Origin of the sequence: Halomonas sp. BDJS001, assembly GCF_026104355.1 — a bacterium.
Classification (GTDB): Bacteria; Pseudomonadota; Gammaproteobacteria; order Pseudomonadales; family Halomonadaceae; genus Vreelandella.
Genome location: NZ_CP110535.1, coordinates 3,279,921 through 3,302,789, shown reverse-complemented (window position 1 = coordinate 3,302,789; position 22,869 = coordinate 3,279,921). Strand labels below are relative to the sequence as shown.

The 22,869-nt window shown below is 55.6% G+C and carries 15 protein-coding genes; 6 read left to right on the top strand and 9 right to left on the bottom strand.

Annotated elements, in window-relative coordinates; all coding sequences use genetic code 11:
• Window positions 1-232 precede the first annotated feature (232 nt).
• Window positions 233-1,285, bottom strand: coding sequence for an SPFH domain-containing protein (locus tag OM794_RS15360; RefSeq protein WP_226247254.1), 1,053 nt, complete (start codon window positions 1,283-1,285; stop codon window positions 233-235).
• Between the two features lie 2 nt (window positions 1,286-1,287).
• On the bottom strand, window positions 1,288-1,782 hold the full coding sequence (locus OM794_RS15355) for an NfeD family protein (RefSeq protein ID WP_226247252.1): 495 nt from the start codon (window positions 1,780-1,782) through the stop codon (window positions 1,288-1,290).
• Between the two features lie 173 nt (window positions 1,783-1,955).
• Here OM794_RS15355 and OM794_RS15350 point away from each other — a divergent pair, with 173 nt between their 5' ends.
• Window positions 1,956-2,672: a trimeric intracellular cation channel family protein gene (locus OM794_RS15350; protein WP_226247250.1), complete on the top strand. Its 717-nt coding sequence runs from the start codon at window positions 1,956-1,958 to the stop codon at window positions 2,670-2,672.
• A 2-nt stretch (window positions 2,673-2,674) separates the two neighbouring features.
• Here the strand turns inward: OM794_RS15350 and OM794_RS15345 are convergent, their stop codons facing one another.
• Window positions 2,675-5,671, bottom strand: a complete 2,997-nt coding sequence (locus OM794_RS15345) for a hypothetical protein (protein WP_226247248.1) — start codon at window positions 5,669-5,671, stop codon at window positions 2,675-2,677.
• 109 nt (window positions 5,672-5,780) lie between these two features.
• On the opposite strand from OM794_RS15345, the gene OM794_RS15340 reads away from it, so the two are divergent.
• Entirely contained in the window at window positions 5,781-6,494 is a 714-nt protein-coding gene (locus tag OM794_RS15340) for a DUF3581 family protein (protein ID WP_226247245.1), read from the top strand.
• Window positions 6,495-6,590: 96 nt separating this feature from the next.
• On the opposite strand, the gene OM794_RS15335 is transcribed toward OM794_RS15340, so the two are convergent.
• The 4 genes from OM794_RS15335 to OM794_RS15320 all read right to left on the bottom strand — a co-directional run bounded on the left by OM794_RS15335 (window position 6,591) and on the right by OM794_RS15320 (window position 15,622).
• On the bottom strand, window positions 6,591-8,327 hold the full coding sequence (locus OM794_RS15335) for a potassium/proton antiporter (RefSeq protein ID WP_226247243.1): 1,737 nt from the start codon (window positions 8,325-8,327) through the stop codon (window positions 6,591-6,593).
• A gap of 569 nt (window positions 8,328-8,896) precedes the next feature.
• Window positions 8,897-9,763: a transglutaminase family protein gene (locus OM794_RS15330; protein ID WP_226247241.1), complete on the bottom strand. Its 867-nt coding sequence runs from the start codon at window positions 9,761-9,763 to the stop codon at window positions 8,897-8,899.
• Window positions 9,760-12,189 (bottom strand): circularly permuted type 2 ATP-grasp protein, encoded by a 2,430-nt coding sequence (locus tag OM794_RS15325; RefSeq protein ID WP_226247239.1) that lies wholly within the window; start codon window positions 12,187-12,189, stop codon window positions 9,760-9,762. The genes OM794_RS15330 and OM794_RS15325 overlap by 4 nt, the downstream gene beginning before the upstream one ends.
• 82 nt (window positions 12,190-12,271) lie before the next feature.
• Window positions 12,272-15,622, bottom strand: coding sequence for a DUF2126 domain-containing protein (locus OM794_RS15320; RefSeq protein WP_226247237.1), 3,351 nt, complete (start codon window positions 15,620-15,622; stop codon window positions 12,272-12,274).
• A gap of 365 nt (window positions 15,623-15,987) precedes the next feature.
• Here OM794_RS15320 and OM794_RS15315 point away from each other — a divergent pair, with 365 nt between their 5' ends.
• Window positions 15,988-17,469 (top strand): circularly permuted type 2 ATP-grasp protein, encoded by a 1,482-nt coding sequence (locus OM794_RS15315; protein WP_226247236.1) that lies wholly within the window; start codon window positions 15,988-15,990, stop codon window positions 17,467-17,469.
• A gap of 4 nt (window positions 17,470-17,473) precedes the next feature.
• A complete protein-coding gene (locus OM794_RS15310; RefSeq protein WP_226247235.1) occupies window positions 17,474-18,484 on the top strand; it encodes an alpha-E domain-containing protein in 1,011 nt (336 codons plus the stop codon).
• Here the strand turns inward: OM794_RS15310 and OM794_RS15305 are convergent.
• Window positions 18,481-19,551, bottom strand: a complete 1,071-nt coding sequence (locus OM794_RS15305; protein ID WP_226247234.1) for a putative zinc-binding metallopeptidase — start codon at window positions 19,549-19,551, stop codon at window positions 18,481-18,483. The two genes, OM794_RS15310 and OM794_RS15305, sit on opposite strands and share 4 nt — an antisense overlap.
• 261 nt (window positions 19,552-19,812) lie before the next feature.
• Here OM794_RS15305 and OM794_RS15300 point away from each other — a divergent pair, with 261 nt between their 5' ends.
• A complete protein-coding gene (locus OM794_RS15300) occupies window positions 19,813-21,312 on the top strand; it encodes a CoA-acylating methylmalonate-semialdehyde dehydrogenase (RefSeq protein ID WP_226247233.1) in 1,500 nt (499 codons plus the stop codon).
• A gap of 80 nt (window positions 21,313-21,392) precedes the next feature.
• On the opposite strand, the gene OM794_RS15295 is transcribed toward OM794_RS15300, so the two are convergent.
• The gene (locus tag OM794_RS15295; RefSeq protein WP_226247232.1) at window positions 21,393-22,091 is read right to left on the bottom strand and encodes a hypothetical protein; all 699 of its coding nucleotides are present in this window, start codon (window positions 22,089-22,091) and stop codon (window positions 21,393-21,395) included.
• Between the two features lie 177 nt (window positions 22,092-22,268).
• Here OM794_RS15295 and OM794_RS15290 point away from each other — a divergent pair, with 177 nt between their 5' ends.
• Complete coding sequence (locus tag OM794_RS15290; RefSeq protein ID WP_211595548.1) at window positions 22,269-22,850, top strand: peroxidase-related enzyme; 582 nt, start codon at window positions 22,269-22,271, stop codon at window positions 22,848-22,850.
• The last annotated feature ends 19 nt before the right edge of the window (window positions 22,851-22,869 follow it).

The window sequence follows — 22,869 nt, the reverse complement described above, 5'->3', positions numbered from 1 at the left end:
GGGTGGTGAGCGCATAAGCAAGCACTTATTTTAGGCGCCAGTTTACTGTGTCAGGTGATGGCGACGCCTCCACCAGCACTCTATAGCACTCAAGGGTTAAAAAGGTATAGCTGGATCTCCCACGATCCAGCCAAATCGTGCTTTGCGCCGCCACTATAAATAGCACTAAGCACACTCGTATTGAAATAGGACTTTTTAAACGATTAGGCAGTCATTATTAATCGCTACAACGTTAATTGCCCCCTGCGGCGCCACCGACAATGCCACTGCGAAGGTTATTGTCGCTGCCATTGCTTCTCTTCAGGTGGTTAGCCACGGTGTCCTCTGGTGAGCCAGCCATTTCACGGAACATACCCATAGAGCCAAGCAGGGCAGAGGACTCATAGGGCACAAATACCCGTTCGCCATTTTGCGCCATATGGGGTAGTACCTTGATATAACTCTGTCCCAGCAAGTAGCCCACGACGGTACGTTTGTTCTCTTCGCTATCGCCAATAGCACTCAGAACCAGTTTAATGGACTCCTGCTCACCCTGGGCGCGAAGGATGGCCGACTCTTTGTCCCCCTGAGCGTTAAGGATTGAGGATTCGCGCTGCCCCTGGGCCATGGCAATCGCCGCTGACTTTTCCCCTTCGGCTTCGGTCACGGTGGCGCGGCGCTTGCGCTCGGCGGCCATTTGCAAACGCATGGCACTCTCCACCTCTTCCGGCATGGCAATATCCTGTACTTCGACCCGGGAAATCTTGACGCCCCATTTGGAGGCAGGCTCTTCCATCGCCGCCTGGATCTCGTTATTCACTTCCGCACGGGACTCAAACAGTTTATCCAGCTCCATCTTGCCGACCACTGAGCGCAGCGTGGTTTTGGCCAGTACTTCTACGGCTTGGCTCATATTTTCTACTTCATAAACGGCCCGCTTAGGGTCGATGATTTGGTAGTAGAGCGCACCGTTGATACGCACGGTGACGTTGTCGGTGGTGACCACTGGCTGACCGGGAAAATCCATCACCGTCTCGCGGCGGTCAATGCGGGTTTCATCGGAGGTAATGGCGGTGTACTCCTCGCCCATTTTGCGATAACGCAGCATGGTGATTGCGCGAGGTTGCTCAATAAACGGAATAATGATGTTAATACCGCTTTCCAGCACACGGTGGAACGAGCCAAGTCGCTCAACCACCATCACTTCCGATTGACGAATAATAATCAGACCTTTTGAAATGATCAGTACCGCGATCACGACGATAATAAGGCTTATCAATAAACCTGGGCTTATAGGTAAATCCATGGTTAAGGCTCCTTGCGTTGGGAATTGTCATCTTGCGGGGTGATGTGAGCAGGCTGATGTAGTGTGACCAGCGCAGTGGTTCCTTCAAAGCGTCGAAATACGACCTGAGTACCGTTGGGTAATTCGGTTTCACCACTTTCCAGTACCCGTAACCGGTAGAAGTCACCGTTCACTTTAATGCCCGTGGCATCATCAAAATCGCGGCGTAGAGTAGTATAGCGATTACCTTTTTCCACACCTGTACCTGTTGTGCCATAAGCAACGCCGCGGGGAGAGAAGCGAGGGCGAATGACCAGAATGCAAATAGGCATTAACACGCCGGTAAAGATAGCCATACTCAGTAGCTGCCAGGGGAGTGAAAGTCCCAAGGCGGTGACTGCAGCGGTTAGGGCTGCGGCAATGCCGATCGCAAGCAGCACCATCGCGCCAGAAGTTAGCTCTGCCAAACTCAGCAATAAAGCGAGTACTAGCCAGCTATAAGCTGGGTTCCAGTCCATGGGCTCTCCTATTCATGGCGATGTTCACGTTTGCGCTTAAGCGTAACGCATTTAAGTAGATGGCGTTCAAGATCAGCATGAAATAAGGCTCAGCATTGCTCGTCGAGGTGCTGAGCGGCCAGGAGTGCTATCCTGCCTGCCTTTAACGATAGCGAGTATTAAAGGAGAGGGGCGTGTCGGGCGTTGTTTACTGGCTGGATATGGCGGGTGTCATCGTGTTCGCGCTTTCGGGTGTGATTTTGGCGTGCCGGTCACGTATGGATCCTATAGGTATGCTGGTGCTGGCAGCCGTTACGGGCATTGGTGGAGGGACGCTGAGGGATTTAGTGCTAGGCGTAAGACCGGTTTTTTGGGTGACGGATCCAGCCTACCTTTGGGTGATCTTAGCGACCGTGGGCGTATCGTTGATGGGGTTTCACTATATCCATCGCCTGTCGCGGGGCTTTTTACCGTTTGCCGATGCGTTTGGGTTAGCACTGTTTACGGTGATTGGCACTCATAAAGCATTGCTGCTGGGTACCTCTGGCACGGTGGCGGTGTTAATGGGCATGATGACCGGTGTGGCAGGTGGCATGATTCGTGATGTGCTGGCCCAGCGGGTGCCCATGGTGCTGCGCGAAGAGATTTATGCGACCGCTGCGATGGCGGGGGGAATCGTCTACGTAGCGCTAAATGCGCTGGCGGTGCCGCTAACGCTGACCATTGCTGCCTCACTCAGCGTCACCCTTGGGCTGCGTTTGGCGGCTATTCATTGGCGCCTGGCATTGCCGGTGTTTGCCTGGGTCACAGTACCGCCTAAAAACCATGACGAGGCGTCGGCGCCGCTCTCTACCCCGCAAAAGGCCAAAGAGCGGGTGAGGATGATTCGCCGGGAACGCAAAAAACGTTAAGTCTAATTATTAGGGCCTTGGGAGCGGTTTGTTTCACGCCAGCGGTCAAACCAGCGGCGTGGTTGAATAACCCGCAAGGTTGGCTCGCTGTCGTTAAGCTCTACCCCTAACCCAAGCACGCCGAGGCGGGCATAGAGCGCGCCATTGGCACTGCGCTTGGCCAGCGTGACATCCGAAAGGAGCAACAGTGGGCCGCCGGTGAGTGTTAAGTCGCTCAGGCTAATTTGCTCGCCGCTGGTCGCTAGTTGTGCCGTGCCCTCGATATCGTGAACATTCAACAGTCGTCCTAGCCAGTCGCTGTCCCTTGCCCGGGCGAGGAACAGCCTGGCGAGTAAGCCAGTATCGCGCATCTCAAGGCGGAGCTGGCTAGCGAGGCGAATAGGGTCTGCCCACACTAACTGCGCATCCAACATGGAAAGCGTTACCCACCAACCGGCATCTGCGGAGTCGTTGTCACTCTGGCGGCTTACATTTTCCAAGCGTAGGAAGGAGTCGTTGGCGGTAAAGCGGCGTGTTTCCAGGTCTCCCTCGGTTAGCGCTAGATAAAGGTGCAAGTCGCCGCGTAGCCGCTGATCCAGCAACGCTAACTCTGCGCCAAAAGCGCGTAGGGTGATTTCGCCCTGGGCATTTAAGCCTTCCAGCAGCCACTCGCTCTCCAGGCTGGCTTGCCCGTCCAGCAACCTGATACCCGCGCTTTCGGGCAGGTAGCGGTTGTAGCGGGTGAAGTCGGGCACTTCGGTAATTGGCAGCGCGATGCGGGTGGTGAAGTGCTCCGGCTGGGGAGATTCAAGCACGTCGCTAAAGTGCTCAGTTTGCGTGGTGAGGGCAAAGTGGCGACCCTCCAGGTGGGGACTGTTGTCGTCTTGGCGTCTTAAGGCGAAGCGGGGGATGCCCAGTGAGAGCTGGGCTTGTTCGGCGCTATCCAATTGGGCGGTGAGTTCACCGCGCCCGGTGGCGAGATAATCTAAAAACGAAACCTCTAGCTGGTCGGCGTTAACCCTCAGTCGGGTAGGGGCCAGCAAGCGGTTATTTCGAAAGGCTCCCTGGGCGAAGAGCTGGCCTTCGCCCGCAATCGCCAAACCATGCGCATCAGGCAGGAAAGCATTCAAAAAGCCCAGTTGTTGTACGCTTCCTTCCAGCGAAAACTGCCCACTCGGTGCGTTACCACGACGTTGAAAACGGCCGTCGGTTAATACCAGTACACTCGCTAGGCGCTCGCCCGGTTGATCAGCGTCGGCTACTTGCCAATTCAATCGGGTGCCGCTGATATTCAAGGTTGAGCCATCCATTGCCGCCTGCCGAATAGGCAGAAAAAGCTGCATATCACTGGTTAGCGTGCCGACTTGCTCTTCGCTCTGCCAGCGAGTAGTAAGCCCCTCTCCGGCTACATTCACCTCACCGCTGAGCTGCTCGGCGGTGATATCGAGTCGTCCATGGCTCGCGGCTTGCCCGCTAAGCAGCTGTAGCGGTGCCGGGTCGGGTAAAATGGTGCCTAGATAGGTTTGTAACACATTAATATTTGGCAGACGTGCGGATTGCCAACGCAGCGTTGCCGAGGCTTTTTCACGCACTTTTTGCGGGTCAATGGGGCTGGTGGCGACGATGTTGATGTCGGCTTCGTCAAGCAGCAACCGCTCTTGGTGGTGCAGCGTGGCATCGGCAAAGCTAAGCGTTGCCTCTATGATCTCCTGCGGCGTCAGTTGGGCGTTAAGTGAGCCGCTGCCGTGGGCGATGAAGCCAAGTGTATCGGCGGCCAGTTCTGGCGCTTGAATCGTCAACTTGGCATCATGGGGGCGTGAGTCGCGAATGCTGGCATGGGCCTGAATTTGACCATGACCGGAAAGGTGGATGTTACCTTCATTGTTAACTGGGCTAACGGGAGACTCCATGCCAGACGCTTCGTTATCAAGAGCGAGGAAGCGATCAAGCATATTCAAGCGCGTGATATCGCCCTTTAACGCAAGTGTCGCTGTCGTGGGTAGCTCAAGCTGATCCAGGCGTTGGTTGGGAATTTGGGACGCTAAATGAAGGTCGGTATTCTCGGCGTAAGGATGAGTGTCAGCAAGCGTTACATCGTTGAGCTGGGTCGAAAAATGCAGTTGATCACTCTCAACGGCCAAACGAACCTGGCCTTGGCCGGTGGCTGTGTGGCGTGGCGGTGGATCGTCGGCAATTAGCCAGTTTGGTGTGTCAGTGGGTGCGCGTAAACGCTGCTCATCGACGGCTAAACGCAGCAAGGGGGCGTTCAGGGTAACGTTGCTACCGGCTTGTAACTTGCCAGCGATGAGCTCTAGTGTTCCCGTCAGTGCCCCGCGGCCCTCCAGGGTTAACCAGGGGAGGGCGTCCAGGTAGGGCATAAAGACATCCCAGGCATCCGCTTGGGCATCCAACTGTAGTTGCGCGGAGAGCGCTGCCAGCAGGTTGGAGTTCAGCTCGCCGCTGCGGGCATTGACAGGGGTTATCGTTTTGAGCGTCGCCTCAGCGTTAAGATTGATAGCGCTTACCAGGGTCGCTTGATCACTTAGGCGAACTAAACGACCATTAGTGATGGCGAGGGAGACGTTAGGGATCGCGAGGGTGTCACGGCTTAGCGTCGTTTCTGCCACCTGCAACTGGCCGTCAGCTTCAAGCGCAATGTCACCAACGGTCAGGCGGCGAATACCCTTTGCATCGAGTGCCTCGATATGCAGCTCGCCGCGCAGTAGGGCCAGTAGCGAGAGCGAAAGAGTGGCGTGTTCGGCCTCAATCGAGATGGGCAGTGCTTCATCTTCACGAGCCAGATAGAGCCCCTCTACTTCCCAGCGGCCTGGGTGTCGGCTAACGCCCTGTTCCCAGCGGATATCGACGCCCTCAAACTGTGAAAGGCGCGCTGGCAACCACTGGCTATTAAGCAGCCAATAACTGCCTGCCACCCAAACAAGGATGATAAAGAGTAGGCCGATCAATACCCTCAGCAGCAGGCGAGGTAGGCGATTTTTACGAGTGTTCGCGTCTGACATAGTGGCTTCCCTAGCAGATAGCTCCTGTTGGGGCGTATTTTGTGGCAATATGCGCGACGTTGGGCAGTGACGGGTTTTCGATTTCAACGCTAGGCAGGCAACAAACGCCATGTTCAAGGATTTTTACACGCAGCGCGGAGAGTATGTGGTGATCTCCGCAGAGCAGGCCAGTCGTTTCGCCAAAGGCGTGGCGGGTGACTACAACCCTATTCATAACCCGGATGCACGCCGCTTTTGTGTCCCCGGTGACTTGCTGTTTGCGCTGGTTCTCGCAACGTTTGGGCTATCACGGCAAATGGAATTTCGCTTCACCAATATGGTGGGAGCCGACACGCCGCTTAAGTTTAGCGAAGCAGACGATGGCACGCTGCACGTCTGCGATGATAGCGGTAAGTGCTACCTGCAGGTGGTGCGCAGCGGCGAAATTACCCGCGATACGGCAGCGGTGGAAGCATTTGCACGCTGCTACGTGGCATTCTCTGGCAAAAATTTCCCCCACTATCTCAAGCCATTGATGGAGCAACACGGGGTAATGTTTAACCCTAAACGCCCTTTGGTTATCTACGATAGCATGGGGTTTTCGCTTGAGCGATTGGATGGCTTTTCCCCCGGTTTAACGTTGAACCACTCCTCGTTAGAGGTATATGGCAAGCGCGCTGACGCACTGCTGGACTTCTCGATTGAGTCTGCGGGTGAAGCGGTTGGCGTTGGTTCAAAAAAGCTCGTAGTGAGCGGTCTTTGTGATTATGACGCCGATGAAATGGCCGCCATTGTCGAAGAGTTTTATCGTCTCAAGGCCGCCTATGAGACGGCCTCAGCGTAGCAACGTGCTTAATAATAAGGGTGTTTCTTTCTAGCCTCGTGAGAGGCTAGGTGCTGTTGGCGTTTCATCGTGGCCGTGCGTGAAACGTCAACGGACTCAAGCCCTGGCAGCCGTTAATGAGGATCCTTGAACCGTTAAGCCTACCGTGGTGATACGACCGCCGAGTGTTTCCAGCACTGCTAACGAGATGCCCTCTATTTGCATTGAATCGCCTACTTCGGGCTGTTTAGATAAGTGGTTGCGCAGTAGTGTATCCAGCGTCATTTGCCCATTCTGCTCCTTGATGAACAAGCCATAGGAGTGGCGTAAATCATCTATTTTTGTGCTGCCTTTCAGCTTTAATTCCTGGTCGGGAAGCTCTTCACTCACCACGCCAATGGCGTCTGAAAAGACGCAGTCTATAAAGGGGCGCGTTTCTGGGCGCAGCACTACAAATAAGTGGTCGCCCGCCATTAGCTCTGTTGAGCCTCGTGGGGGAATCACATCTTTACCCCGGGTAATCATGGCGACCACCGTGGTGTCGGGCAGTGCCATTTGTGAAAGCCTTCGACCTGCGGCTCGTGGGTGATCACTCAGGGTGTACTCCACAATATCGGCATCCACCTCCTCCAGCGCGGTAATTTCAAGACTTGCAGCAGGTACTGCGGGGGGCATCTCGGTCAATCTTAATTTACGTGCCACGATAGGCAGAGTAGTACCTTGGATCGTTGCTGAAATCAGTACCACGAAAAACACCACGTTAAAGATTAACTCTGCTCCTTCCAGGCCAAACATAAGTGGAAAAATAGCCAGGATGATGGGCACGGAACCGCGTAAACCCACCCAGGCGACTAAACTGGTTTCACGAGCATTAAAACCAAACAGTTTCATGATAGGGAAGACTGCAATGGGGCGTGCAATTAAAATAAGCACTGCCGCAATTAATAAACCTTCCAGCCATACATCCAGCAGTGATACGGGATTAATCAGTAAGCCGAGTACCACAAACATGACGATTTGGCTTAACCAGGCGAGCCCATCATGAAACAAGAAAGTGCTGCGTTGAAAAGCAATTCGATGATTGCCAATAAATACCCCGGTTAAGAAAATGGCCAGGAACCCGCTGCCGCCCAGGTTGGCTGAGATGCCGAAGGAGAGAAAGCCGCAAGCTGCGACCATGACCGGGTAAAGCCCAGAGGCGACCAGGTGGATACGGTTGATGAGTTTTACTGATACCCAGCCAACCCCTAACCCCACTAATCCACCCAGGCCCATCTGTAGTATAAAAAGCTTCAGTAATCCCGTGCCTGGCTGCATGTTGTTAACCAGCACTTCCAGCAGGCCGACCGTCAAGAAAATAGCCATCGGGTCGTTCGAGGCGCTTTCAATCTCCAAGGTCGACTTAAGCTTTTTATTAATATGTATGCCAGCATTGCGCAGTAACGAAAACACCGCTGCAGCGTCTGTTGAGCCTACAATGGCGCCTAGTAAGAAACCCTCTAAAAGTGGCAGGCCTAAAATATAGGCAGCGGCTAAACCGGTAATAAGGGCGGTAATCAATACCCCTAACGTGGCGAGTAGAGAAGCAGGTTTCCAGACTTTTTTAATCGAGGCAGTGGGGGTTTGTAGCCCGCCATCGAACAGGATCATCGCCAGCGCCAGCGTACCTAGCGCATGGGCGCCTGCTGGATTGTCGAAGGCAATACCGCCAATGCCACTCTCACCGGCCAGCATGCCGATCACTAAAAATAGTACCAACACTGGCAAGCCAAGACGCGCAGAGAGCTTGCTGGAAACAATGCCCACTAATATTAAAATCGCAGCAAGTAGAATGAGATGATCAACGGGAAACATAAAAGGAGAGCCCTTTTAAACAATACCTATAGCACGTACTGGCAGTTAATTTCTTTGCAGCCAGCAACCATTAAGCAATCGTTAGATAACGGATTGTGATGTGAGGTGGAGCTCGCGTTGGGGGGAGAGTAGTGCGGCTGGAGTGGGAGCAGAGGAACGCTACCCTGGCTAACACAGCGTGATACAAAATTACTGGCGGTAGTGTGTTAATAGCGCCTGGAAATAGCTCATCATTGATAGGTAGAACCAAACTCTCCGCTACAGCTTCATCTGCCAGCCACTTGGTTGATTCATGTCTAATACGTAGTTTAGCGGGAAGCGAGGTAACACTGTACTGGGTTGAATGGCTTTGCAGATCTTCATCGGCCTGATGAAATGCCGCGAAATGAGGTTGGTGAAATTGCTCAATAGCGCCAAACAGTAATACTAAAAAACAACCTAAGAGTAGGCCCCGGGAAACCAGGTGAGGCATATAGCTAACATTTTGACCGCTCATACCATGCCGCATCGAGTCTTCCTTGCACCTGCTAAGCGTACTGCTGTTATACCTTAGGTGGGGGCTGTTTGCATTAGCTAGCTAAAGGCATCACATCGACTTCGACCTCCAGTTGATGCTCGCCGCCGCCGTTCATAACCCCTTTGAGCGGGGCAACATCGGCATAATCCCGACCCCAGGCCAGCACCGGATGCTGCTCTCCAGCCACGGTGCCGTTGGTAGGGTCGAGGGCCAGCCAGCCCCATTCGGGAATCCAGGTCGCCAGCCAGGCATGGGAAGCATCTGCGCCTATTAGGCGTGGCTGCCCAGGCGGCGGCTGTGTTTCCAGGTAGCCGCTGACATAGCGGGCGACGAGGCCGACCGAGCGCAGCGCACCAATGGCCAGGTGGGCGAAGTCCTGACACACGCCGCGCCGGTTGGCGAGCACCTCGCTTAGCGGCGTCGCCAGTGTAGTAAAGCTAGGGTCATACTCAAAGGTTTGATGAATCAGTTGATTAAGCGCCAGTGCCGCTTCAACTATTGGCCTGCCTGGGGTGAAGCAGCTGTGAGCAAAGGCCGCTAATTCAGCGTTACGGCGAATAAACGGGGAGTCGAGACGGTAGAGTTGAAGGTCAAAGCTATTGGTCTGACTCAACTGCTGAGCAACGTTTTCCCACGCTGAGGAAGCATGTGGCAACGCTGATAAGGGTTGCGTGCTTAGTGGCGTTATCACCGTGACATCCAGCGTCTTATGAACCTCCTCCATGGCGAAATAGAGCACTCGATTGCCAAATACGTCGCGACGCTCCATTTGCACCTGTGGCGCGGGGCTGATCTTCAGCTCTGAAGCGCCACACTGCTGATATGGCGTTTTACGAGGTAGCATCCGCGCTTCGCTATGGCACAGGGTCACCGGGGCGCTGTAGTGGTAACGGGTGGTATGGCGCAACGTGTAGTTCATGCATCGGGCTCCATACTGACTAACTGGCGCGGTCGCTCCACGTGGCTGAAATGACTCTGGCTGATGGCTTCAGAAAGCGCGCTTAAAGGCTCAATCAGAGCATCCAGCAGTTGCGCTAAGGCATCTTGTGCCTCTGAGGTATCGGCCAAGTGGCTTAAGCGGTCAATGTCGGCCAGGTGCAGTGCCGCATTGGCTTGAATCAGCAGTCGCCGTTCAGCGTTCCGGTAGGGGGATGAGCTGCCGGGCAGGCGATCCATCTGTCGCTCAATACGTTTGAGCATATAGCCCACCGAGCGGGGATTGGTCTCATCGAACAGCAGTAGATCCAGAATCGCTGCAGGATGAAGCTCGCTGCGGTAGCGGCGGCGATAGGCAGTGAAGTTATCGGTGGTGGCGAGCACCACCTCCCACAGTGCTAACCCCGGCGAGTGGGGCGCATTGAGGGTCAGCTTGAGCAGCGAAAGCAGCCCCAGTACGCGATCCAGGAAACGGCCAATATCCATAAACCGCCAGCCGTAGTGATGGGGCATGGTTTCGTTACAAAGGCCAAAGAAGGCGGCTAGCTGGGAAGAAAGCCCTTCGCAGGCGCGTCGTGCAGCGCTGGCACCTAAGCTGGGATTAAAGGTCGCCATGCGCTGGCGCAGTTGATGCACTACTCGCCAGGAGTCGTCGCCCAAGTGGTCCCGCACGCTGCGTGCGTTGCGCAATAACTGTGCAAAAAGCGGTTGCAAGGCTTGGGGGTCTACGTCGTCAAACTGGGCCAGCAGCGCGGTGCGCTTTAACTCAAAGCCAATGAGTGGTGCCTTCAGCCGCTGTTCGTCCTCTTCGTTTAGGGTGGTGATATCGAGCGCTAGCAGGAGTTCATCGAGCAGTTGATCGGCGATCTCATCCTGGTCGTACTCCATCAGCCTGAGCAACGCTTCACGTAGCAGTCGCGCACGGGTATCTAACCGTTCGCCGTAACGGCCGAGCCAGAATAGGCTTTCGGCTACTCGGCTGGGTAGGTCTATGCCGTCGCGGGTGGCCACCACCGGGCCGCGGGCTTGGCGGAGCTGGCTAACATGGGGCTGGGGCGAGGAGGCCGTCACCCAAACATCCTTAACGATGGTACTGCTGAGTGATGGCAAACCTGGCTCGCCAACCCAGGCTAAACCACCGGGCATGACCTGGTATTCGCTGCCTGGACGGCTTGTGGCAGTGGCGCTGTTTTTAGCCGTCGCGCTGCCCGGTGTGCGTGTCACAAAGCAGCGTAGGTTGAGTTTGGTGGGCTCCAGGCGCTGTAGGTGACTATCGAAAACTGGCGCAGTGGCTGGCTGCGTCGTGGCATCGGCGTTGGGCAGTAGCAGGGTCTCACCTAGCAGGTGCTCGCACAGCATCGGTAAGTAGTCTGCCAGCACCGGCGCTTCCAGAATGCCTACACCCAAGGCGTTGGATAGCGCCACGCCGCCAGCGCGCATGGCCTGGAGTAGCCCGGGAACGCCCAGTTGGGAGTCCCCCCGCAGCTCTAACGGGTCGCAGTAAGCGTCGTCGCAGTGGCGCAGTATCACATCCACCGGCTGTAAGCCCCCCAGAGTGCGCAGCCATACTTGAGTGTCACGTACCACCAAATCCTGACCCTCTACCAGGGCAATATTGAGGTAGTTGGCCAAATAGGCGTGCTCAAAATAGCGTGGACTCCCTGGCCCCGGCGTTAGCAAGATAAGTGTGGGGTTATCGCGGTGCTGATAGGCCATGGCGATCAGCGTGCGGTGGTGGAGGTCAAGAAAACCGGCAAGCCGCTTTAAGGGGGCATTGCGATACATATCCGGCAGCGCGCGGGCCATCAATATGCGGTTTTCAAGCGCAAACCCTGTGCCTGACGGGGCCTGTAGTCGATCTGCCATCACCCGCCACTGCCCCTGGGTATCCTGAATCACATCCACGCCGTGAAAAATAATCGGCGCGCGGTCATTGGGCAGCGACTGGTGGCAGGGCAGTAATAAATGCGCTGAGGAAAGCAGTTCCTGGGTGGGCAGCAGCCCCACCTCAAAGAGCGTTTTGGGCCCATAGATATCGTCGTAGAGGGCGCTCAGCAGACGGCTGCGCTGGATGAGCCCCGCTTCCAAAGCATGCCATTGTGGCTCATCAATCACCCACGGGAGCGGGTCAAGCCGCCATGAACGCCCCTGGGTTTCATCGTGCATATTAAAAATAACGCCGTTTTCTGCCAGCAGACGCTGTATTTCTTCATGCTGCTGTAAGCGCCCCGAGGAGCTCATGCCTTCCAGAGAGTCCAATATGCTCTGCCAACCGGGGCGTAACTGCCCCTGGCCATCGAGCATGGCGTCAAACGTGCCGGGCTGTCCCTTGCCTAGCTGGTGTAAGTAATCCTCAACGAGCCCTTGAGCCACGGGCGCGAGAAGTGAGGTAGAGACAGGGGCCGTCATTATCCTTGTAATCCTGATGGGTAAGGGGCGGATTATCCTGTACCGGGCGTTAAGAGAAAAGCCTTAGCTTTGTTAAAAAACTTTAACTCGGCGTCCAACGCAGATCGAGGGTTTGCGGCAGTTCCAGACTGGGCGTTTCCAATTTGGGTACCTGATGGCCATGGCGATGACCGCTGTCACTGAAACGCCCCAGGCGGCGCGCTTCGGCTTCAAATGCATTGATCGGGAAAGTGTCGAAATTGCGCCCTGTGGGGTGCACCACGTAATAGGTACAGCCCGCCACAGAGCGCTGGTTCCAGGTGTCGATGACATCAAACACCAGCGGCGCGTGAATGGGAATTTGCGGATGCAGCGCAGACGGTGGCTGCCAGGCGCGGTAGCGCACCCCGGCCACCGCTTCGCCGTTTCTCCCTGTGGCAGAAAGGGGCACCCGACGACCGTTGCAGGTCACCACATAACGGTCACCGCTCATGCCGCTGACTTTGACTTCCAGGCGCTCGACTGATGAGTCCACATAGCGGGCAGTGCCGCCAGCCGAGGCTTCTTCGCCCAATACATGCCAGGGTTCGATCGCCTGGCGCAGCTCAATATCCAACATGGGGGTGTGCAAGCGCCCATGCAGCGGGAAGCGGAACTCCAGGAAAGGGGCGAACCACTCCAGGTCAAAATCGAAACCGTGACGACGCAAGTCACCCAGTACGTCGTCAAGGTCACTCCACAGATAGTGAGGCAGCATCCAGCGATCCTGCAGTGCGCTACCCCAGCGCACCGGCTTGGCCCGGTAGGGCGTTTTCCAGCAGCGTGCTACCAACGCGCGAATCAGCAGCATCTGCATCAATCCCATGCGGGCGTGGGGTGGCATTTCAAAACCGCGTAGCTCCAATAAACCGAGGCGACCGCTGTCGCTATCCGGCGAATAGAGTTTATCGATACAGAACTCGGCACGGTGGGTATTGCCGGTTAAATCCGTCAGCAGGTGGCGTAATAGACGATCCACCAGCCAGGGCTGTACCACCTCGCCTTCGGGCATTTGTTGAAGGGCAATTTCCAATTCGTAAAGCGCTTCATGACGCGCTTCATCCACCCGCGGCGCCTGGCTGGTGGGGCCAATGAACAGACCGGAAAACAGATAAGAGAGGCTGGGGTGGTGCTGCCAGTAGGTGACCAGGCTGGCGAGCAGATCCGGGCGGCGCAAAAACGGTGAGTCGTCAGGCGTCAACCCGCCAAGGGTGACATGGTTGCCGCCGCCGGTGCCGGTATGGCGGCCATCGAGCATAAATTTCTCGGTGCCCAGGCGGGTTTTTCTCGCTTCTTCATATAGACGTTCGGTTTGGGCGACCAGTGTTTGCCAACTGGCCGCGGGCATAATATTCACTTCGATCACGCCCGGGTCGGGGGTGATCATAAAGCTCTCCAGGCGTGGATCCCGGGGCGGCGAGTAGCCCTCTACCATGACCGGGCAAGCGAGCGCTTTGGCGCACTCCTCAACGGTGCTAATCAGGTCGAGATAGTGCTCCAGGCTGGTCAGCGGCGGCAGAAAAATGTGCAGGCGGCCATCGCGTGGCTCCACGCAGAGGCTGGTATGAATAACGCCACTCTCCTGGTCGCTATCGGCCCTTGGCTGCTGTTGAACGGCTTCGCCCTCGGGGTGCGTTAGGCTAGGGTGGCTGGAGCGCCCCAATCGCTCGGCATCGCTGATATGCAGCTGTTCCGCGTTGCGCCGGGCTACTTCACCATGAATATCACCCAGTGCCGGGCGCGGCGCGAATAGCGATTCAGGCTGGGGTTGCTCTTCTGGGTCAGCCCACGGCAGCGCCGAAAGGGGTAAGCGCAGCCCCATGGGGGAGTCACCGGGTACCAGGAACAGGTGTTCACGCTTGAGCGGCCAGCGGCCGCTCTCCCAGCGGTGGGCTTGGCTAATCGAGTGGCGCAGCGGTAGGGCGTAGCCCACCACTTCATCCAGCCCTTGCTCCAACAAACGGGCTAGACGGTGGCGTTCGGCGTCATCTTTGAGATTGGCTTCCCGTGGGTCAATATTGACCGGCAGTGACTGCTCTTTCCAGAGGTAGTAATAGGCATCTTCGAACGCCGGTATCCAGTAGCGCTCGGCCACGCCCAAGCGTTCGCTAAGGGCTTTGGTGAAGCGCTGTGCCATTGCCCTGTCGACGTCGACCTTGGGCGCACCTTCCATGCAGGCGAGCCATTTTGGATTTCGCCACAGTGGCACGCCATCTTTACGCCAGTAGCAGGCCAGCGCCCAGCGGGGCAGCGGTTCGCCGGGGTACCACTTGCCTTGCTGTTGTTGAATAGCGCTACCGGGCGCATAGGCGGATTGCAGGCGGGTTAGCAGCGCCTCGGCGCGCTTGCGCTTATGTTCGCCCAATGCTTCGGTATTCCACTGCGGGCTCTCCATATCGTCAATAGAGACAAAGGTGGGTTCGCCCCCCATGGTAAGACGCACGTCTTCGTGCAACAGCTCGGCATCTACTTCGTCACCCAATGCGCAGATACGCTGCCACTGCTCATCGCTATAGGGCTTGGTGACCCGTGGGTCTTCGTGGATGCGCTCCACTTCCATAGTGACATCGAAAGTGACTTCACACTTATCCGAAAAGCCGGTGATAGCCGCGGCGCTGCCTGTGGTCGGCGTGGCAGCAAGGGGGATGTGACCTTCGCCGGCGAACAGCCCTGAAGTGGGGTCGAGACCTACCCAGCCAGCGCCGGGCAGGAAAACTTCTGTCCAGGCGTGCAGGTCAGTGAAGTCCACCTCGCTGCCGCTGGGTCCATCCAACGCTTTGACATCGGGTTTAAGCTGAATGAGGTAACCGGAGACAAAGCGTGCGGCGAGGCCCAGATGGCGAAAAATCTGCACCAGCAGCCAAGCGCTGTCTCGGCAGGAGCCGCTGGCGAGTGTTAGCGTCTCTTCGCAGCTCTGAACACCGGGTTCCAGGCGTACCAGGTAGCCAATGTCGTCCTGGAGGCGCTGATTAAGCGCGACCAGAAAATCGACGGTGGTGGTCGGTTCGCGGGAAACGGCTTTTAGCCACTCCATTAGCCGTGGCCCTGACTCGGTGATTTCAAGGTAGGGGCTTAGTTCCTGGCGTAGTGCTTCCGGGTACGTAAAGGGAATCTTTTGCGCAATGTCGTCCAAGAAGAAATCGAACGGGTTGATCACTGTCATCGGGGCAATTAGCTCGACGGCAATGGTTAACTCTTTGCGCGGTTCGGGGAACACTACGCGGGCATTAAAATTGCCAAACGGATCCTGTTGCCAGTTTAAAAAGTGGTCGTCGCCGGAGAGTTTAAGCGAGTACGCCTCGATATGGGTGCGGCAGTGGGGGGCTGGCCGCAGCCGAATAACGTGGGGCGAAAGACGCACCGGACGGTCAAAGTGGTAGGTCGTACGATGGTACAAGGCAACGCGAATGGTCATGGGCCACCCTCTAAGGAACCGTTATCAACCGGTTTATCGGCTGGGTTAGGGAATAACCGAACGTTTCGCAAGTATCGTTCCACTTTTACTTTTTTGCAGCCGCTATCTCAACTAAGGCGTTTAACTAAAGTGGAAATCGCTTTGTGCACCAACTTGAAGCTGCTTATGTGCACCATGCCAGAGCGAAAAGGCGTCTCATGTTACTCCTGGCTCCCTGTCAAGTAGCGTTTCGGTAAGCAAACGTTGAAATATCGCAAAAGATGGTACGTATTTTGCTGTCAATTGTTTGATTGTTTTGCGCGCGGCAGGCCTACACTGAGCATTAAGGAAGTTGCCGCTTCCACCCCAGCGCCAGGAGAGCGCCCATGAGCCAAGTGAATTGGAAAAACTATGCGTGCCGTGACTATTACGATGAGCTGATGGCCGCACCCGGTCAGCCACGCGAGTCTGCGGGTGAACTCTGCAACATGTTGGCAAGGTTTAGCGCCGAGGAGTTGGCCGAGCGGAAAACCGCGGCGGAGATCGCGATTCGCACCATGGGAATTACCTTCACGGTTTACTCTGAAGGCGCAATGATCGACCGCGCCTGGCCATTTGATATTGTGCCGCGAATTATCCCCGCCAGTGAGTGGCGCAAAACCGAGGCGGGCCTCAAACAACGCGTGCAGGCGCTGAATCTGTTTATTGATGACCTCTACCACGACCAAAAAGTCATTAAGGACAAAGTGCTGCCCGCCGAGGTGCTGGCGCAGTCGGTTAATTTTCGCCCCCAGTGCGTGGGCATTAATCCTTCCCACGGCGTATGGGCCCATGTGTGTGGCTCAGACCTTGTACGTGACGGCGACGGAACGCTGTATGTGCTGGAAGATAACTTACGCATTCCTTCCGGCGTCTCCTATATGTTGGAAAACCGTAACGTTACCAAGCGGGTACTGCCGGAGCTGTTTGCCTCTGGAAAAATTCTGCCCGTTGATGATTACGTCGCGCAGCTTTATGACATGCTGGCGGCGATGTCGCCAAGGCCGGGGGATGACCCCCAGGTAGTGGTGCTGACGCCTGGAATCTATAACTCTGCCTACTTTGAGCACGCCTACCTTGCCCAGCAAATGGGTGTCGAGCTGGTGCAGGGCAGCGACCTGCTAGTCGATGACAATGATGTAGTGTATATGCGCACCGTGGAAGGGCTGCGCCGGGTCGATGTTATTTACCGCCGCGTAGACGATGAGTTCCTCGACCCGGAAGCGTTTAACCCGGAATCCATGCTGGGGGTGGCGGGACTGATGCGGGCTTGGCGGGCGGGAAAAGTCGCGCTGGCCAATGCACCCGGTGCTGGCGTGGCGGATGATAAGGTGGTTTATGCATTCGTGCCTGCGCTGATTCGCTACTATCTCGACCAGGAGCCGCTGCTGCCCAACGTGCCCAGCTATCTGTGTATGTTCGAGGACGACCGACGCTATGTGCTTGATCACCTGGATGAATTGGTGGTGAAGCCGGCCAATGAGTCGGGGGGCTATGGCATGCTGATTGGCCCGCGCTCAACCAAAGAGACCCGCGAAGAGTTTGCCCGTTTGATTAAGGCGAACCCACGCAACTATATGGCACAGCCTACTCTTGCCCTGTCGACGACGCCTACGCTGGCGAATGGCTTACCGCAGCCACGCCATGTGGATTTACGCCCCTTCATACTCTCTGGGCCTGAAATTCATGTCACTACCGGGGGGCTGACTCGGGTGGCATTGATCGAGGGGTCACTGGTGGTGAACTCTTCTCAAGGTGGCGGCAGTAAAGATACCTGGATTGTAGAAACTGACGAAAAGGCGGCAGCGGCCGCGGTGCAAGGAGTCTAACGCCATGCTGTCACGCGTTGCAGAGAACCTCTACTGGATGGCGCGCTATATTGAGCGCGCTGAAGATACCGCCCGTTTGCTGAGCGTCAACAGTCACCTTATGCTCGATTTGCCGGGGCGCCTGCCGCTGGGTTGGGCGCCGCTTATCGAAATGACTGGCAGTCTGGAAGCCTTTAATGCACGCCATACCGATTTCGAAGAGCGTAACGTAGTGCACTTTTTATGCGCCGATACCGACAACGATATTTCGATTATCTCCGCCCTTGCCAGTGCCCGGGAGAACCTGAGAACGACCCGGGATGTGGTTCCCCGGGAGATTTGGGAAGAGGTGAACCAGCTCTATCTGAGTGTGGCCGATCATGCCGAAAATGGCGTGAGTCCACGCCGTCGGGATAGTTTTCTCAAAAGCGTTATCCGAGGCTGCCAAGCGCTGACAGGATTGATTGAAGGCACGCTAAGCCATGGCTCAGCGCGCACTTTCATTGAGCTGGGGCGTCAGTTAGAGCGGGCCGATATGACCACTCGCATTGTTGACGTGCGCTCCGCCAGCCTGCTGCCGCAAAACCCGGAAGAGCTGCTGCCGTTTGAGAACTTGCAGTGGATGAGCGTGCTTAAGTCACTCACCGCCTACCAAATGTACCGTCAGCAGGTGCGTTTGCGCGTACGTGGCCCCGATGTGCTGCGCTTTTTGCTGCAAGACCCGAACCTGCCGCGCTCGATTGCCTGTAGTCTGGAGACACTGGGCCATGAGCTGGCGCTACTGCCGAGACAGGATCGCCCGGCGGCCACCGTTTCGCTGGTGCGTGCCGACGTGGTGGATGCCGATATTCAAGCGCTGGCCCACTCACCCAGCAAGCTGCACCTGTTTATCGACGAACTGCAGATCGGCTTTGCCGCCATCCACGATACGCTTAGCGCCACCTACTTTGTGAATGATGACAGCGTGCCCCGTGTCACCCAAACCCAGAGTCAGAGCCAAAGTCAAAGCCACGCGGGGGATAACGATAACGACTAGCCGGTAACGGAATTACGTTCTAACGGATTGGCGGCCTGTACGATTTGATGCAGATAGGCCAGCTTCTCGCGCACCGCCGGGGCAAGCACCCCAGGGGCCAAATCGAGCAGGCCCATATCCCGGTTGAGTTCATTCACTGCCATCCCTACCTGGTGAAAGGCAATCAGCATACTCTCCAGGCTGCCGTCGTACTCAACGTGGGTAATACCCATGTGCAGTGCGGTATCCAGCACGGCGACCATATCCAGGTAATAGGCAAATGTTTCGGCAAAGTCCTCCCAGGGGTGCATGGTGGCGTAAGCGGAGATGAAGCGGTTAGGCCAGTCGGCAGGGGCTCCCTGTTGGTAGTAACGCTCTAACGCTTCTGCGTAGCTTGGCCGGTGGTGGTTGCCAAAGACCGCTCGGCAGGCCTCTTCATCGCGATCCTTAACCAGCACATCCCAATAGTAGTGACCGATTTCGTGGCGGAAATGACCTATCAGCGTGCGGTGGGATTCGTTCATATCAACCCGTAAGCGCTCGCGTTCAACGTCGTCGGCCTCTTTAACGTTGATGGTGATATGCCCCGAGGCATGGCCGGTATACACCTTCTCCTGCTTGGCGGTAGAACGCCATAAGCCCTGATCGGGCAAGGCATCAGCCATAAACGAAAAGCTTAACGGCACTGCTATATCATCCTCTTGGGTGCCGTGGGGGAGTTTAAGCAAATCCAGAGTATGAAATAGCCGTCGTTTTGCTGCTTCAAGTGCTGCCCAGCGTTCGCGGTGGCCTGCTACATTGAGGTCGGGTATGACTTCGTTATAACGGCAGCAGTCGCAGAGTGTATCCGCATGCCCGCGCTCCAACACCACCATTCGGTTGCAGACATTCTCAACAGCGTAGTTGTGGCACTTCATTAGCGGTGTATCGCAACCTGGATGGGTACAACGGTAGCCGCCGTTATCCAGGGGCTCAATGGCGGTAATATTGCGACAAACAGGGCACCAGCCCACCTCTGACTGACAGGCAAGGCAGTGGGTGTTTTCGTAGAACAGCGGATTGCCACAGCGGCAGTGAAAGTCCTGCATAGATAATCCCCTGTGTTTAAACACGTGCACTCTGATAAGCCGAAGCATAGCCAGCGTGGCACCACAATGGAAAGGCTAATTGACCTCCTGCTGAAGATTTAGTTTACTCATGCGACACTTGATTGACGTTAACGTCAACTTACTGCTATACCCTGTGTTCTTGCCTTAACGCAAAACACTTTTTAAAGACCGCTTTTTTATCACCGTCAAGACCATAGCAACCATAGTCGTAAATACACAATCATAAATAGGAGCAGCGCTATGTCCGTCCGCGAAATTACCATGTATATCGATGGTCAGCCCGTGCAGTCACAAAGCCAGGAGTGGCGCGACGTGGTCAACCCCGCCACGCAAGAGGTCGTGGCTCGGGTGCCGTTCTGTACCGCTGACGAAGTGGAGCGTGCCATCAGCAGTTCGAAAGAGGCGTTTAAAGAGTGGCGCAAAGTGCCGCTGGGTAAACGTATGCGCATTATGCTTAAACTACAGGCACTGATTCGCGACAACACCTCGGAACTGGCGGCCTTGATTACTGAAGAGCACGGTAAAACCCTGCCTGATGCGGAAGGCGAAGTCGGTCGTGGTTTGGAAGTGGTGGAGCACGCCTGCTCGATTACCTCCCTGCAACTGGGTGAATTAGCCGAAAACGCTGCCAACGAGGTGGACGTTTACACCATGCACCAACCGCTTGGGGTCGGGGCTGGGATTACCGCCTTTAACTTCCCCATTATGCTGCCCTGCTTTATGTTCCCGTTGGCAATTGCCACCGGGAATACCTTTGTTCTTAAGCCGTCGGAGCAAGATCCCAGTTCCACTATGCGCCTAGTGGAGCTTGCCCACGAAGCCGGTGTGCCAGCAGGCGTGCTCAACGTAGTGCACGGTGGCCCGGAGGTGGCCAACCAAATAGCCGATCATCAGGATATCAAAGCGCTGTCATTCATCGGCTCCACCCATGTGGGGTCGCTACTCTACAACCGTGCGGCAGCAGCAGGTAAACGCATGCAGGCGATGATGGGCGCCAAGAATCACTGTGTGGTAATGCCTGATGCAAACCGCAGCCAAGCGATCAATAACTTGCTGGGCTCAGCCTTTGGTGCTGCGGGCCAACGCTGCATGGCGAACTCGGTAGTGGTGCTGGTTGGCGAGGCGCGCGAGTGGCTAAGCGATATAGTCGATGCGGCGCGAGCAATGAAAGTAGGCCCGGGCACTCAGCTTGATGCAGATCTGGGCCCGTTGGTGTCACCGGCCGCCCGGGATCGTGTCCTGCGTTTAATCGATGCGGGGGAAAAAGAGGGCGCCAAGCTGATGGTCGATGGGCGTAAGGTGCAGGTAGAGGGTTACCCCAATGGTAACTTTGTGGGGCCAACCCTGTTTGCTGACGTTACCGCCGATATGACCATTTATCGCGAAGAGATTTTTGGCCCCGTGCTGTGTGTGGTCAGCGTTGAAACGCTGGATGAGGCGATCGCCTTTATCAATGCCAACCCCAACGGCAACGGTACCTCCATCTTTACTAACTCAGGTTGGGTGGCGCGCCGTTTTGAAACCGATATCGACGTTGGTCAAATTGGTATTAACGTACCAATCCCCGTACCGGTCGCTTACTTTAGTTTCACCGGTTCAAGAGCTTCAAAACTGGGTGATTTAGGGCCTAACGGTAAGCAGGCTATAGCGTTCTGGACACAAACCAAAACCGTTACGGCACGTTGGTTCGAACCAGAAAATGTTTCCAGCGGTATCAATAGCACGATTTCGCTGGGTTAAAGAGCCTTGCTTCCTGTATTAACAAAACTGGCCCTGCGTAAAGCAGGGCCAGTTGATGGGGGAGGTGCTGGCCTTCCTTGCTAAAAATTATCGAATAAAGGTAGGCTTTCCTCGAGTAGTTGCTCGATAGGGCCGAGCTGGCTTTCATGCAGCACTAACATTGACTCTCCCTCCATGAAGTGTTCAGCGGGCGGAACCAGTAGGGCGAATTCACCCTCTTCAAGGTGAAATTCGTGTATTTCGCGCATACCCAACGGGGTCATGCACTGAGTGCAGCGGTAGGTGTCATCTTCGCCATAAATCAGCCGATGGTACATTTTAAACAGCGTATACAGGGCTAAACCGCCCTCAAACGCGGGCCAGCGGGCTGGGGTATCGCGAATGTCATTGGTAAGGTCTTGCCCTTCAGCTTTGGCGTCTGCAATTGCATCGGCGAGTGGGGCGGCAAGGATGGCGTTTTTGTCGGCAGGTAACGGCGTGTTGTGCTTGGAGGCTTGTTCAAAATCCTGTACCGCGCGCTTAAAGTCAGGCACACCACCGAGCGCGTAGTCGACATGCTGTAAGTCTTCAGGCTCAAAGCCGCCGTTTTCCCAGCCATGGATAACACGAAGGGTCATCTGATCCCGTTTCATTGGGCGTGCAAGTAACATATGCAGCATAATACGAATGTGCAACTGGCGCTCATCGGTATCATTTTCAAATGCTCGATAGGGGTCAGTAAACAGCTCATTTAGACGACCAGGGGTATGTTCCTTGGCTTCGGCTTCGTTTTGGTTCATGACAGTGTCCCTTTGAACGAACTGTTTATTAAGAGTAGCGCGCGGTTTTTATCACAGATCGATACATCAGTATGGCGAGCAGGTTGGCTGATTAAAAGCCTCTTAATTTAGCTTTTTGTTACCCATCGGCTAAACCGTTTTTACCAGATATTTAAATTTAACAATAAAGAGGTGAACATGTCTGCATCATTAAGTCGTTTTAACGTTCCTGAAACACTGGATGACCTGCCGGAAGATATTCGCAGTACCATTTTAGCGGTTCAGGAGAAAGCGGGTTTCGTGCCCAATGTGTTTCTGATGCTGGCCCATCGCCCCGCTGAGTTTCGGGCTTTTTTTGCCTATCATGATGCGTTAATGGAGCGCGAATCGGAAACGCTCACCAAAGCCGAGAAAGAGATGATTGTGGTCGCCACTAGTGCACGCAACCGCTGCTTATATTGTGTGGTCGCTCACGGTGCCCTGGTGCGTATTTACAGTAAAGACCCGCTGCTCGCTGATCAAGTGGCGATCAATCATCGTGTAGCGCCGATTAGCGAGCGCCACCGTGTTATGCTCGATTTTGCTATGCACTGCGCTATCGATGTGGGTGAAATGACTGATGAATGGCTCTCCCGCCTGCTGGAAGTAGGCTTTAGCCAAGAGGACTGCTGGGATATAGGCGCCATCGCGGCGTTTTTTGGCCTGTCGAATCGGTTGGTCACCCTGGCGGGCACGCCGCCCAATGAGGAGTTCTACTTAATGGGGCGTGTACCTCGCTAACATGCGGCCACGGTATCCT

Bases quoted from the DNA above. Each gene is read 5' to 3' on its own strand.
- OM794_RS15360 (WP_226247254.1), bottom strand. From the start codon at position 1,285: ATGGATTTACCTATAAGCCCAGGTTTATTGATAAGCCTTATTATCGTC.
- OM794_RS15355 (WP_226247252.1), bottom strand. From the start codon at position 1,782: ATGGACTGGAACCCAGCTTATAGCTGGCTAGTACTCGCTTTATTGCTG.
- OM794_RS15345 (WP_226247248.1), bottom strand. From the start codon at position 5,671: ATGTCAGACGCGAACACTCGTAAAAATCGCCTACCTCGCCTGCTGCTG.
- OM794_RS15340 (WP_226247245.1), top strand. From the start codon at position 5,781: ATGTTCAAGGATTTTTACACGCAGCGCGGAGAGTATGTGGTGATCTCC.
- OM794_RS15335 (WP_226247243.1), bottom strand. From the start codon at position 8,327: ATGTTTCCCGTTGATCATCTCATTCTACTTGCTGCGATTTTAATATTA.
- OM794_RS15330 (WP_226247241.1), bottom strand. From the start codon at position 9,763: ATGAACTACACGTTGCGCCATACCACCCGTTACCACTACAGCGCCCCG.
- OM794_RS15325 (WP_226247239.1), bottom strand. From the start codon at position 12,189: ATGACGGCCCCTGTCTCTACCTCACTTCTCGCGCCCGTGGCTCAAGGG.
- OM794_RS15320 (WP_226247237.1), bottom strand. From the start codon at position 15,622: ATGACCATTCGCGTTGCCTTGTACCATCGTACGACCTACCACTTTGAC.
- OM794_RS15315 (WP_226247236.1), top strand. From the start codon at position 15,988: ATGAGCCAAGTGAATTGGAAAAACTATGCGTGCCGTGACTATTACGAT.
- OM794_RS15310 (WP_226247235.1), top strand. From the start codon at position 17,474: ATGCTGTCACGCGTTGCAGAGAACCTCTACTGGATGGCGCGCTATATT.
- OM794_RS15305 (WP_226247234.1), bottom strand. From the start codon at position 19,551: ATGCAGGACTTTCACTGCCGCTGTGGCAATCCGCTGTTCTACGAAAAC.
- OM794_RS15300 (WP_226247233.1), top strand. From the start codon at position 19,813: ATGTCCGTCCGCGAAATTACCATGTATATCGATGGTCAGCCCGTGCAG.
- OM794_RS15295 (WP_226247232.1), bottom strand. From the start codon at position 22,091: ATGAACCAAAACGAAGCCGAAGCCAAGGAACATACCCCTGGTCGTCTA.
- OM794_RS15290 (WP_211595548.1), top strand. From the start codon at position 22,269: ATGTCTGCATCATTAAGTCGTTTTAACGTTCCTGAAACACTGGATGAC.